The 12,994-nt window shown below is 71.8% G+C and carries 11 protein-coding genes; 10 read left to right on the plus strand and 1 reads right to left on the minus strand.

Translation table 11 applies throughout. The features are described from left to right. The first annotated feature begins 165 nt into the window (after positions 1 to 165). The 10 genes from BIV28_RS09580 (at position 166) to BIV28_RS09625 (ending at position 11,511) form a co-directional block, all read left to right on the plus strand. Entirely contained in the window at positions 166 to 1,170 is a 1,005-nt protein-coding gene (locus BIV28_RS09580; protein WP_076261315.1) for a Gfo/Idh/MocA family protein, read from the plus strand. After that, positions 1,167 to 2,183, plus strand: coding sequence for a 5-dehydro-2-deoxygluconokinase (iolC, locus tag BIV28_RS09585; protein WP_076261316.1), 1,017 nt, complete (start codon positions 1,167 to 1,169; stop codon positions 2,181 to 2,183). Before BIV28_RS09580 ends, iolC begins: the two co-directional genes overlap by 4 nt. Then, a complete protein-coding gene (locus tag BIV28_RS09590) occupies positions 2,180 to 3,121 on the plus strand; it encodes a Cgl0159 family (beta/alpha)8-fold protein (protein ID WP_076261318.1) in 942 nt (313 codons plus the stop codon). The genes iolC and BIV28_RS09590 overlap by 4 nt, the downstream gene beginning before the upstream one ends. Beyond that, positions 3,118 to 4,047 carry a 5-deoxy-glucuronate isomerase gene (iolB, locus tag BIV28_RS09595; protein ID WP_076261319.1) on the plus strand — a complete coding sequence of 310 codons (930 nt, stop codon included), beginning with the start codon at positions 3,118 to 3,120 and terminating at the stop codon, positions 4,045 to 4,047. The genes BIV28_RS09590 and iolB overlap by 4 nt, the downstream gene beginning before the upstream one ends. After that, complete coding sequence (iolD, locus tag BIV28_RS09600) at positions 4,044 to 6,020, plus strand: 3D-(3,5/4)-trihydroxycyclohexane-1,2-dione acylhydrolase (decyclizing) (protein ID WP_076261321.1); 1,977 nt, start codon at positions 4,044 to 4,046, stop codon at positions 6,018 to 6,020. Before iolB ends, iolD begins: the two co-directional genes overlap by 4 nt. Next, positions 6,017 to 6,907: a sugar phosphate isomerase/epimerase family protein gene (locus BIV28_RS09605; RefSeq protein WP_076261322.1), complete on the plus strand. Its 891-nt coding sequence runs from the start codon at positions 6,017 to 6,019 to the stop codon at positions 6,905 to 6,907. The genes iolD and BIV28_RS09605 overlap by 4 nt, the downstream gene beginning before the upstream one ends. 63 nt (positions 6,908 to 6,970) lie before the next feature. Then, a complete protein-coding gene (locus BIV28_RS09610) occupies positions 6,971 to 8,470 on the plus strand; it encodes a CoA-acylating methylmalonate-semialdehyde dehydrogenase (RefSeq protein ID WP_076261324.1) in 1,500 nt (499 codons plus the stop codon). Between the two features lie 34 nt (positions 8,471 to 8,504). Continuing rightward, positions 8,505 to 9,512: a Gfo/Idh/MocA family protein gene (locus tag BIV28_RS09615; protein ID WP_076261325.1), complete on the plus strand. Its 1,008-nt coding sequence runs from the start codon at positions 8,505 to 8,507 to the stop codon at positions 9,510 to 9,512. Positions 9,513 to 9,558: 46 nt separating this feature from the next. Further along, on the plus strand, positions 9,559 to 10,491 hold the full coding sequence (locus BIV28_RS09620; protein ID WP_076261327.1) for a TIM barrel protein: 933 nt from the start codon (positions 9,559 to 9,561) through the stop codon (positions 10,489 to 10,491). A 15-nt stretch (positions 10,492 to 10,506) separates the two neighbouring features. Beyond that, complete coding sequence (locus BIV28_RS09625) at positions 10,507 to 11,511, plus strand: Gfo/Idh/MocA family protein (RefSeq protein ID WP_076261329.1); 1,005 nt, start codon at positions 10,507 to 10,509, stop codon at positions 11,509 to 11,511. Positions 11,512 to 11,560: 49 nt separating this feature from the next. Here BIV28_RS09625 and BIV28_RS09630 read toward each other — a convergent pair whose 3' ends face one another. Next, positions 11,561 to 12,943: a M1 family metallopeptidase gene (locus BIV28_RS09630; RefSeq protein WP_076261330.1), complete on the minus strand. Its 1,383-nt coding sequence runs from the start codon at positions 12,941 to 12,943 to the stop codon at positions 11,561 to 11,563. Between the last annotated feature and the right edge of the window lie 51 nt (positions 12,944 to 12,994).

Below are 12,994 nucleotides of genomic sequence, written 5' to 3' on the forward strand. Positions count from 1 at the left end.
GTCGACCCCGGCGTCGGTGCCAGCAATTGGGAGGATGCAACAGGTCTGCAAGGCATGTCAAGCAATTGACCAAACATCAGAATGTTCTAACATTTGCTTGACATGGCGCGACGGCGACGAGGACGATCGGAGCCGAACGAGCGGTACCACCCAAGGGAGTGTGTTGTGCGAATCGGACTTGCCGGCGTCGGTCGGATCGGGGCCTTCCACGCAGAGACGCTGCGCGACCTGCGCGACGTCGACGAGGTCGTCGTCACCGACGCCCTGCCGGACGCGGCCCGCGCGGTCGCCGACCGCCTCGGGCTCGGCTTCTCGCCCACCCCCGAGCAGCTGCTCGCCGACGGCGTCGACGGCTTCGTCATCGCGACGGCCACGCCGGGGCACGCGCCCCTGCTGCGCCTCGGCCTCGAGGCGGGCGTGCCGACCTTCTGCGAGAAGCCGGTGGCCTCGACCCTCGCCGAGACGATGGAGCTGGCCAAGCTCGTGCGCGGCTCGGACGTGCCGGTCCACGTGGGCTTCCAGCGCCGCTTCGACGCCGGCTACCAGCGGGCCCAGGAGGCCGTCGCCTCCGGCGAGCTCGGCTTCCTCCACTCGGTCCGCGCGATGACCCACGACCAGGCCCCGCCGCACGCGGCCTACATCCCGACGAGCGGCGGCCTGTTCCGCGACTGCTCGATCCACGACTTCGACATCATCCGGTTCGTCACCGGTCGCGAGGTCGTCTCGGTGTACGCCACCGGCGCGAACAAGGGCGCCGACTTCTTCAGCGAGGCAGGCGACGTCGACACTGCGGCCGCGATCCTCACCCTCGACGACGACACGCTGGTGTCGGTGACGGCCACCCGGTACAACGGCGGGGGCCACGATGTGCGCATGGAGGTTCTCGGCAGCGAGGGCACGGTCGGCGTCGGCTACGACGACTCGCTCGCCGTCACGTCCGCCGAGCCCGGCGCGACCTACCCGAGCGGGCCGCGTCACTGGTCCTTCATGGAGCGCTTCCTGCCCGCCTACCGGGCCGAGCTGACCGCCTTCGCCGCCGTCGCCCGGGGCGTGCGCCCGTCGCCGTGCACCGTCGACGACGCCCTCGCCGCGTTCCGCGTCGCCGAGGCCTGCGAGCTGTCGCGCCACGAGGGGCGCCTCGTGCGCCTCGAGGAGGTCGAGACGCTGTGAGCACGCCCGTGAGCCCGCCCGTGAACACCGAGCCCTACGACGTCGTCGCCATCGGTCGCACCGGCGTCGACATCTACCCCCTGCAGCACGGCGTGGGCCTGGAGAAGGTCCGCACCTTCGAGAAGTTCCTCGGGGGCAGCGCCACGAACGTCTCCGTCGCCGCCGCGCGGCACGGCCGACGCGTCGCCCTGCTGACCCGCGTCGGCCAGGACGCGTTCGGCCGGTACGTGCACGAGGCGCTGCGCGACTTCGGCGTCGACGACCGGTTCGTCACCGCCGTCGAGGGGCCGCCGACGCCGGTGACCTTCTGCGAGGTGTTCCCGCCGGACGACTTCCCGCTCTACTTCTACCGGTACCCGATCGCGCCCGACCTCATGATCGAGGCCGACGAGCTGCCCTTCGACGCCATTCGCACGGCCCGCCTCTACTGGTCGACCGTCACGGGGCTGAGCCAGGAGCCGAGCCGCTCGGCGCACTTCGCCGCGTGGGCTGCCCGCGGCCGGGCCCGGCACACCGTCCTCGACCTCGACTACCGGCCGATGTTCTGGGCCGGTGCCGCCGAGGCGAGCGCCCAGGTCGGCGCTGCGCTCGAGCACGTCACCGTCGCCGTCGGCAACCGCGAGGAGTGCGAGGTCGCGGTCGGCGAGACCGAGCCGCAGCGTGCGGCCGACGCCCTCCTGGAGCGGGGCGTCGAGCTGGCGGTCGTCAAGCAGGGGCCCAAGGGCGTCCTCGCGGCCACGCGCGACGAGCGCGTCGAGGTGCCGCCGTTCCCTGTCGACGTCGTCAACGGCCTCGGCGCCGGCGACGCGTTCGGCGGCGCCCTGTGCCACGGGCTGCTGTCGGGGTGGGACCTGCGGCGCATCCTCGAGTTCGCGAACGTCGCCGGCGCCATCGTCGCGAGCAGGCTCGAGTGCTCCACCGCCATGCCCACGACCGCGGAGGTCGACGAGCGGCTCACCTCGTCCCTCACCTCCGCCCCCGTCGCCCCACCTGTCGCCGAGGAGGCACGATGACCACCACGACCCCACCGACGCAGCGGCCCGCGGGACGGGTGTCGGTCGCCGACCTCACCGAGATCCGCGTCCGCGAGCCGCAGGCCATCGCCGACGGCTGGGCCGCGCGTCGACGCCGCCCGCTCGTCGGTGACGACGGCCGCCTTCTCGTGGTGGCCGCCGACCACCCGGCCCGGGGCGCCCTCGGCGTCCGCGGTGCCGGTGCGGCGATGGCGAGCCGCAGCGACCTGCTCGAGCGCCTCGCGACCGCGCTCTCGCGGCCCGGCGTCGACGGCGTCCTCGGCACGCCCGACGTGCTCGACGACCTCCTGCTGCTCGGTGCACTCGACGACAAGCTCGCCATCGGGTCGATGAACCGCGGCGGCCTGCAGGGCTCGAGCTTCGAGCTCGACGACCGGTTCACCGCCTACTCGGCGGCCGAGATCGACGATCGCGGGCTCGACGGCGGCAAGATGCTGACCCGCATCTGCCTCGAGGACCCCGGCACGGTGGCGACCCTCGAGGCCAGCGCCGACGCCGTCACCGCGCTCGCGCAGCGCCGCCTCATGGCGATGGTCGAGCCGTTCCTGTCCACCCGCGAGGGCGGCCGCGTCGTCAACCAGCTCGACCCCGACTCGACGATCAAGTCGATCCACATCGCCCAGGGCCTCGGCGCCTCGAGCGCCTACACGTGGCTCAAGCTGCCCGTCGTCGACGAGCTCGACCGCGTCATGGACGCCACGACGCTGCCGACGCTGCTCCTCGGCGGCGACCCGCAGGGCGACCCCCACGACACCTACGCCTCGTGGGGCCGGGCGCTCGACCTGCCCGCGGTGCGCGGCCTCGTCGTCGGACGTGCCCTGCTCTACCCGCCGGACGGCGACGTCGCGGCGGCCGTCGACATCGCGGCCGAGCTCGTGCACGGGGCCGGTCACGACACCGACGGAGGCCTGGCGTGAGCGACACCGCGCGCTGGACGCGTCCGCTCGGATCGGCCTCGGCCGACGGGTGGGACGTCGTCATCGACGACGGCATCGACGGCTGGGCGCGCACGAGCCTGCGCGTCGTCTCCCTCGAGGCGGGGGAGTCGCGCACCGTGCACGCCGAGGAGTGGGAGCACGTCGTCGTGCCGCTGTCCGGCTCGGTCGCGGTCGTCGCGGTGGCCGGGGACGCCTCCGACGGCGTCGTCGGCGACGTCGTGCTCGCCGGACGCGCGTCGGTCTTCGCGGGCGCCACCGACGTCGCGTACGCGGCGCGCGACACCGCCCTGACGGTGACGGCGCACGAGGGCCCGGTGCGGGTCGCGGTCTGCGGCGCCCGCGCGGCGGAGCGGCACACGCCGCCGTTCCGCCACGTGGCCGCCGCAGACGTGCCCGTCGAGCTGCGCGGCGCCGGGGTGGCGAGCCGCGAGGTGCGCAACTTCGGCACGCCGGGCGTCCTCGACGCCGACTCGATCATCGCCTGCGAGGTGGTGACGCCCGCCGGCAACTGGAGCTCCTACCCGCCGCACAAGCACGACGAGGAGCGCCCCGGCGTCGAGACGCAGCTCGAGGAGATTTACTACTTCGAGGTGCAGCACGAGGGTGGCGCCGCCTCCGCCGACGGCGCGGATCCCGTCGGCTACCAACGGGTCTACGGCACCAGCGAGCGGCCGATCGACGTGCTCGCCGAGGTGCGCAGCGGCGACGTCGTGCTCGTGCCGCACGGCTGGCACGGGCCGGCGATGGCCCCGCCCGGCTACGACCTCTACTACCTCAACGTCATGGCCGGCCCCGGCACGGAGCGGGCCTGGCTCATCTGCGACGACCCGGCACACGGCTGGGTCCGTGACACGTGGTCGACCCAGCAGGTCGACCCCCGACTCCCGCTTGGAGGCACCCGATGACGCGTGACGCCCAGCAGCCCGCCGGTGCGACGGTGCGCCTCACGGTGGCGCAGGCCCTCGTGCGATTCCTCGCGAACCAGTGGAGCGAGCGCGACGGCGAGCGGCAGAAGCTCTTCGCCGGCTGCTTCGGCATCTTCGGCCACGGCAACGTCGCCGGGCTGGGGCAGGCGCTGCTGCAGAACGAGCTGGCGGACGGTGACGAGCACCTGCCGTACGTCCTGGCCCGCAACGAGCAGGCGATGGTGCACACGTCGGTGGCCTACGCCCGGCAGAAGGACCGCCTGCAGACGTGGGCGTGCACCGCGTCGGTCGGGCCCGGCTCCACGAACATGCTGACGGGGGCGGCGCTCGCGACGATCAACCGGATCCCCGTGCTGCTCCTGCCGTCCGGCACGTTCGCGACGCGGGTCAGTGCGCCGGTGCTCCAGGAGCTGGAGCTGCCCCACGCCGCCGACATCACGGTCAACGACGCGTTCCGCCCGCTGTCGAAGTTCTTCGACCGGGTGAGCCGGCCGGAGCAGCTGCCGGCGGCGCTGCTCGGCGCCATGCGGGTGCTCACCGACCCGGTCGAGACCGGTGCCGTGACGATCGCCCTGCCGCAGGACGTGCAGGCCGAGGCGCACGACTGGCCCGTCGGGCTCTTCGCGCCGAGGGTGTGGCGGGTGGCCCGGCCGCTGCCGGAGGCCGTCGACGTCGCCGACGCCGCAGCGGTCATCCGCTCGGCGAAGCGTCCGCTCGTCGTGGCCGGCGGCGGCGTGCACTACTCGGGCGCCGAGTCGGCGCTCCAGGCGTTCTGCGAGGCCACCGGCATCCCCGTCGGGGAGTCGCAGGCCGGCAAGGGCTCGCTGCCGCACGGGCACCCGCAGGAGATGGGCGCCGTAGGGTCGACCGGCACGACGGCCGCCAACGCGCTGGCCGCCGAGGCCGACGTCGTCATCGGCATCGGCACGCGGTGGAGCGACTTCACCACGGCGTCCCGAACCGCGTTCCAGGACAGCGGGGTCCGCTTCGTCAACGTCAACGTCGCCAGGTTCGACGCGGGCAAGCACTCGGGCCTGTCGGTGGTGGCCGACGCCCGCGAGGCGCTGACCGCCCTGACCACGGCGCTCGAGGGCTGGTCGGTCGACGACGCATACCGCTCGCGCCAGGCCGAGCTGTGGAGTGCGTGGGACGCGTCGGTCGAGGCGGCCTTCAACCCGCCCGCCGAGGTCACCGACCGGCTCGCCACGGGCCTGCTGACCCAGGGCGAGGTGCTCGGCGCCGTCAACGAGCTGACCGACCCGCGCGACGTCGTGCTCTGCGCGGCCGGCTCGATGCCCGGAGACATCCACAAGCTGTGGCGGGTCCGCGACCGCAAGGCCTACCACGTCGAGTACGGCTACTCCTGCATGGGCTACGAGGTGCCGGCCTCGATCGGCATCCGCCTCGCCGACGAGTCGCGCGACGTGTTCGCGATGGTCGGTGACGGCGGGTACCTCATGATGCCGACCGAGCTCGTCACGGCCGTACAGGAGCGGGTCAAGGTCGTCGTCGTCCTCGTGCAGAACCACGGCTTCCACTCCATCGGGTCGCTGTCGGAGTCGCTCGGCTCGCAGCGCTTCGGCACGAAGTACCGCTACCGCGGCGCCTCGTCCGGTCGTCTCGACGGCGACGTCCTGCCCGTCGACCTCGCCGCCAACGCCCGGTCGCTCGGCGCCCACGTCATCGAGGTGCACTCGCGCGACGAGCTGCACCAGGCGATCAAGGAGGCCAAGGCCTGGCCGTCCGACGGTGGCCCCGTCGTCATCCACGTGGAGACCGACCCGACCGTGTACGCCCCCGACAGCGACGCGTGGTGGGACGTCCCGGTCTCGCAGGTCAGCGACCTCGCCAGCACGCAGCAGGCCTTCCGCGAGTACGAGGAGCGCAAGGCCACCCAGCGCCCACTCGTCACCCCCACCAGCTCCACCACGACACCGGAGTCCGCGTCATGAAGCTCGCCCTCGACCCGTACATGTTCCGCACGACGCCGCTGCTCGAGCTGCCCTCTCTCGTGGCCGATCTCGGGTACGAGTGGATCGAGCTGTCGCCGCGTGACGACTTCATCCCGTTCTTCAACCACCCCCGCGTCGACGACGCCGGCGTGGCCGAGTTCCGCACGGCCCTGCGCTCCGCCGGGGTCGGCGTCTCGTCGGTGCTGCCGCTGTTCAGGTGGTCCGGCCCCGACGAGGAGGACCGGCAGGCCGCGGTGCGCTACTGGAAGCGCGCGATCCGGATCGCCTCGCTCCTCGGCGTCGACACGATGAACTCCGAGCTCAACGGCAACCCGCGCCAGGCGGCGACGTGCGAGCGGATGTTCTGGCGCTCGATGGAGGAGCTGCTGCCCGAGTTCGAGAGGGCGGGCATCCGCCTCGTCCTCGAGCCGCACCCCGACGACTGGGAGGAGGACGGCAAGCGCGCCGTCGACATCGTCCGCGGCATCAACAGCCCGTTCGTCAGCTTCCTCTACTGCGCGCCGCACACCTTCCACCAGGGCAACGACTGCGACGGGATCATGGACCGGGCCGGAGAGCGGCTGACGATGGTCCACGTCGCCGACGCCTATGACCACACCGCGTCGTCCGGGCTGCGCTACATCGTCAACCCGCCCGGCTCGCAGGTCACCGTGCACCAGCACCTCGACATCGGCCAAGGCGAGGTCGACTTCGAGCAGTTCTTCCGCGGCCTCGAGCGCATCGGCTTCGACGGCATCGTCACCTCCTGCGTCTTCGCCTGGGAGGACCGTGCCCGCGAGTCGAGCCAGTACATGCGCGACACGATCCGCTCCTACCTCGACAAGTGGTCTACGCCGCCCACCCTCGAGTCCCCCTACGGCCGCTGAGCCGAACCCTCGACCATCTGAGTTCCGCTGCCGCGCAGCCCGTTCCACCGAAGGACAAGCACCATGAGCACCCCCTCCCGCATCACCCACCTCATCGACGGTCGGCCGTGGGCCGGCACCGCCGAGCGCACGTCGCCCGTCTTCAACCCCGCCACCGGCGAGCAGACCGGCGTCCTCGACCTCGCGTCCGCGGCCCTCGTCGACGAGGCCGTCAAGAGCGCCAGGGCCGCCTGGGAGGAGTGGGCCGACGCGTCGCTGGCCAAGCGCGCCCAGGTGCTCTTCGCCTTCCGCGAGCTGCTCAACGCCCGCAAGGAGGAGATCGGGGCCCTCATCACGGCCGAGCACGGCAAGGTCCTGTCCGACGCCGTCGGTGAGGTGACGCGCGGCCTCGAGGTCGCCGAGTTCGCCTGCGGCATCCCGCACCTGCTCAAGGGCGGCTTCAGCGAGAACGCCTCGACGAACGTCGACGTCTACTCGATCCGCCAGGCCGTCGGCGTCGTCGCCGTCATCTCGCCGTTCAACTTCCCGGCCATGGTGCCGCTGTGGTTCATCCCGATCGCCATCGCGTGCGGCAACGCCGTCATCCTCAAGCCGTCGGAGAAGGACCCGTCGGCGGCCCTCGCCGTCGCAGCGCTGTGGAAGGAGGCCGGACTGCCCGACGGCGTCATGCAGGTCGTCAACGGCGACAAGGAGGCCGTCGACGCGCTGCTGACCCACCCCGACGTCAAGTCGGTCTCGTTCGTCGGCTCGACGCCGATCGCGAAGTACGTCTACGAGACCGGCACGGCGCACGGCAAGCGCGTGCAGGCCCTGGGCGGCGCGAAGAACCACATGCTCGTGCTGCCCGACGCCGACCTCGACCTCGCCGCCGACGCCGCCGTCAACGCCGGGTTCGGCTCGGCGGGCGAGCGGTGCATGGCCATCAGCGCCCTCGTTGCCGTCGAGCCGATCGCGGACGAGCTGATCAGCAAGATCAAGGACCGCATGGGCAAGCTCGTCACCGGCGACGGAACGCGCGGCTGCGACATGGGCCCGCTCGTCACGAAGCAGCACCGCGACAAGGTCGCCGGGTACCTCGACTCCGGCGTGGCCGACGGGGCGACGCTCGTCGTCGACGGCCGCGAGAGCGACTTCGACTCCGACGGCGACGGCTACTTCCTGGCTCCGACGCTCTTCGACAACGTCAAGCCCGGCATGTCGGTGTACGACGAGGAGATCTTCGGCCCGGTGCTCTCGGTCGTGCGCGTGCACTCCTACGACGAGGGCCTCGAGCTCATCAACGCCAACCCCTACGGCAACGGCACGGCGATCTTCACCAACGACGGAGGCGCAGCGCGGAAGTTCCAGCGCAACGTCGAGGTCGGCATGGTCGGCGTCAACGTGCCGATCCCGGTGCCGGTGTCGTACTACTCCTTCGGCGGTTGGAAGAGCTCGCTGTTCGGCGACACCCACGCCCACGGCATCGAGGGCGTCCACTTCTTCACCCGCGGCAAGGTCGTGACGTCGCGCTGGCTCGACCCGAGCCACGGCGGCCTCAACCTCGGCTTCCCGCAGAACGACTGAGCCGCAGGGCCTTTCGAGAGGAAAGACCGGACCGATGACGTTCCCCACGGCGCTGCCCGCGCCGCGCACCCCCGACCCGATGGACGCCCCGCCGCTGCGGTGGGGCGTCCTCGGGACGGGCTGGATCGCGCAGCGCTTCTGCGACGCGCTGGCCCGCCACACGCGCCAGCGCGTGCTCGCCGTCGGCTCGCGGACGCGCGAGGGTGCCGACGCGTTCGCCGACGCCTTCGTGGCCCGCAACGCCGACGCGTCCGGGCGGCTCGAGCGTCCGGCGACGTACGGCTCCTACGAGGCGCTCGTCGACGACCCGGACGTCGACGTCGTCTACGTCGCGACGCCGCACCACCTGCACCTGCCGCACGCGCGGCTCGCGCTCGGGGCCGGCAAGGCGACCGTCGTCGAGAAGCCGATGGGCCTGTCGCGCAGCGAGGTCGACCAGCTCGAGGCCCTGGCCTCGGCCCGCGGGCTGTTCCTCATGGAGGCGCTGTGGTCGGCGTACCTGCCGAAGTTCGACGTCGTCCGGCAGCTGCTCGACGACGGCGTGCTCGGTACCGTCCACTCCGTCCAGGCCGACCTCGGTGAGCACTTCGGGCCCGAGCACCGCATCATGCGCGCCGACCTCTTCGGCGGCCCCCGGTACGACCTGCTCACCTACCCGCTGTGGTTCGCCCGGTGGGTGCTCGGCGACCTCGTGGAGGCCGCCGAGGTCGTGACCCCCGCCCCGGCGTCGGTGAGCCCGGACGGCGTCGAGGGGCAGATCGCCGTGTCGGCGCGGTCGGCGTCGGGTGGGGTCGCCTCGCTGTTCGCGACGATCCTCGGCGACACCCCGACGACCGCGACCGTCGTCGGCTCGGCCGCGACGCTGAGCATCGACGGGCCGTTCTACCAGCCGGGCGGGTTCACGCTGCGGGCGCACGACGGCCGCGAGCTGCGGTACGACGAGCCGCGCATCGCCCACGCCGGGCTCCACTTCGAGGCGGCGGCGGCAGCGCGCGCCGTCGCAGCCGGGCGGCTCACCGCCCACCACCAGACCACCGGGTGACCCGACGGCGACGCAGCCGCAACCCGAGGAAGCGAGAGGAAGCACCATGGCCGAGTCCAAGGCCCGCAACACCGACGAGCGTTACAGCAAGCTGACGATCGGCGTGTGCCCCGACCAGTGGGGCGTCTGGTTCCCCGAGGACGACAAGCAGATCCATTGGGAGACAGCGCTCGACGAGATGGCCGAGGCCGGGTTCTCGGTGATGGAGACCGGTCCCTTCGGCTACTTCCCCAAGGACCCGAAGCGGCTCCAGGAGGAGATGGACAAGCGCGGCTTCCGCGTCGTCGCCGGCACCGGCTGGGGCATCCTCCACAAGCCGGAGGCGTGGGCCGACACCGAGAAGACGTTCCGCGAGATCGCCGAGACGCACGCCGCCGTCGGCGCGGAGTACGTCGTGCACCTGCCCCCGATGTTCCGCGACGAGAAGACGTGGGACTACACCGACGACCGGGTGCTGTCGACCGAGGCGTGGAACACCTACATCGCCAACGCGGACAGGCTCGGTCGGATCATGAAGGAGGACTACGGCCTCCAGATGGTGCTGCACCCGCACGGCGACAGCCACATCGAGACACCGGCCGACATCGATCGCATCTTCCAGGCCACCGACCCCGAGTACGTCGGCTTCTGCCTCGACACCGGGCACATCGTCTACGGCGGCGGCGACCCGATGGAGCTGTGCCGCACGTACCCCGAGCGCATCTCCTACGTCCACATCAAGGCGATGGACGAGGGCCTCGTCAAGCAGGCCCACGACGAGGACTGGCCCTTCGGCCTGGCCGTCGCCAAGGGCTGCTCGGTGCGCCCGCCGGCCGGTGCCCCCGACATGCCCTCGCTCATCGAGGCCCTCGCCGACCTCGACAAGGAGCTCTACGTCGTGTGCGAGCAGGACATGTACCCGTGCGACCCGTCCTACCCGCTGCCCAACGCCATCCAGACGCGCGAGTACCTCGCCTCCGTCGGCCTCGGCCTCAAGTGACGAAGGAGTCATGACATGACCGTCCGCATCGGGATGATCGGCCCCGGGGGCATGGGCCAGGCCCACATCGACCGCATCCACACCGTCATCGCCGGCGGCCGCGTCGTCGCCGTCAGCGACGTCGACGAGGTCCGCGCCAAGGAGGTCGCCGACCGGATCGGCGGCACGGCGTACGCGTCGTCGGCCGAGCTCATCGCCGCCGACGAGGTCGACGCCGTGATGATCTGCAGCTACGGCCCGGCCCACGAGGTCGACGTGCTCGCGGCGATCGCCGCCGGCAAGCCGGTGTTCTGCGAGAAGCCGCTGACGCCGACCGCCGACGCAGCCCTGCGCATCATGGAGGCCGAGCAGGCCGGCGGCCGACGCCTCGTGACCGTCGGGTTCATGCGCCGCTTCGACCGCAGCTACCGCCAGATGAAGGACCTGCTCGACTCCGGCGAGCTCGGGGAGACGCTCATGGTGCACTGTGCGCACCGCAACCCGACCGTGCCGGCGCACTACACGTGGGACATGGCGATCAACGACACGGCGATCCACGAGATCGACACGATGCGCTGGCTGCTCGGCGAGGAGTTCGTCTCGGCCCGCGTCGACAAGCCGAAGAAGACCTCGCTGCGCTTCGAGCACCTCCAGGACCCGCTCGTCCTCGTCCTCGAGACCGAGTCGGGGGTGCGCGTCGACGACGAGATCTTCGTCAACTGCCAGTTCGGCTACGACATCCGCTGCGAGGCCGTCGCCGAGAAGGGCACCGTGACCCTGGCCGACCAGAACGCCGTCGAGGTGCGCGACGCCTCGGGACACCGCAACGCGATCACCCGCGACCACAACGACCGGTTCTGGGGTGCGTTCGTCACCGAGGTGCAAGAGTGGATCAACGCGGTCGCGGCCGGCGAGCACACCGGCTCGACGTCGTGGGACGGCTACGCGGCAGCGTGCGTCTGCGACGCGGGCGTCAAGGCGCTGACCGACGACGGCGTCGTCACGGTCGAGATGGTCGCCAAGCCGGCCTTCTACGCCTGAGCGCCCTCCCCTCGGGGCCCGGCCGGATGGTCCGGGCCTCGAGGGCTGCTCACCACGAGGTGGGCTTCTGCGGCTGGTAGAGCCAGACGTCGAAGAAGTGGGTCAGGTCGGTCCCCGAGATCCGCTCCGCGAGCGCGATGAACTGGGCGGTCGTGACGGTGCCGTGTCGGTTCTCCGCGAGCCACGTCCGGATGATCCGGAAGAAGGCCTCGTCACCGACCTTCTGGCGCAGCGCCTGCACCGTCATCGCGCCGCGGGCGTAGATCGTCCCGTCGAAGAGGTGGGCCGGGTCGCCGGGGTCGCCCGGCGGGGGCGTCCAGAACGAGGTCTTCGAGGCGGGCGTGTTGTAGAGCGCGTCGAAGGAGGCCTGCGCGCTGCGTCGGCCGCTGTGCTCGCTCCAGATCCACTCCGACCACGTGGCGAACCCCTCGTGGAGCCAGATGTCGCGCCAGCGACCGAGCGTGACGGAGTCGCCGAGCCACTGGTGCGAGAGCTCGTGGGCGAGCGTCGCCTCGTCGGGCATCCGGTCGAAGACGGGCTTGGTCTGGGTCTCCAGCGAGTAGCCCACCTCGGGAGCGTCGTCCGCGATCGCGCCCACGGCGTCGAACGGGTAGGGCCCGTAGGTCGAGGCGTAGAACTGCACGATCTCGGGCAGCTTGCGCAGGACGTTGCCCGCGGGCAGGGTCGGGTCGACGGCGACGTAGGACGGGATGTCGCCGACGGCGGAGACGGTCAGGTCGAAGCGCCCCAGGGTCGCCGTGGCGAGGTAGGGGGCCATCGGGTCGCTCTCGCGCCAGGCCCAGGTCGTGTGCCCACCGGACGACGTCCGCGAGACGAGCACGCCGTTGGACAGGGCGGTGAGGCCCTCGGGAACGGTGACCGCGACGTCGAAGGTCGCCTTGTCGCGCGGGTCGTCGTTCACCGGGTACCAGCCGGGTGAGCCCTGTGGCTCCCCGACGACGAACGCGCCGTCTTCGGTCGGCACCCAGCCCTCGGTCGACCCGTCGGGGTCGGTGATCGGGTGGGGTTCGCCGGCGTACGTGACGGAGACGGTGAACGCTCGTCCGGAGCGCAGGCCGTTGCGTAGGGTGATGACGAGCTCCTGCGTGCCCGAGCGCGCGTAGCCCGCGGCGACGCCGTCGACCTGCACGGCCGAGACCGTGAAGCCGCGGAGGTCAAGGTCGACGCGGGAGAGGTCCTGGGTGGCGGTCGCCGTGATGTCGGCCCTGCCGGTCAGCTGCCCGGAGCCGGGCTCGTACCCGAGGTTCAGGGAGTAGTGGGAGACGTCGTAGCCGCCGTTGCCCGCGTCGGGGAAGTAGGGGTCGCCCCCTCCCGGGGCGCCGGGGGTGAAGCCGACCGCGCCTGCGGGTCCGGCGCTGATGAACAGCAGGGCCGATGCGGCCGTCAGCACGCTCTTCCGTCGCGAAAGCATCCTCGCCACCACCCGGCGTCGTCGTCGTGGACCTTCCGAGCCTAGGACCGA

This window comes from Intrasporangium flavum (assembly GCF_001956915.1).
Taxonomy (GTDB): domain Bacteria; phylum Actinomycetota; class Actinomycetes; order Actinomycetales; family Dermatophilaceae; genus Monashia; species Monashia flava.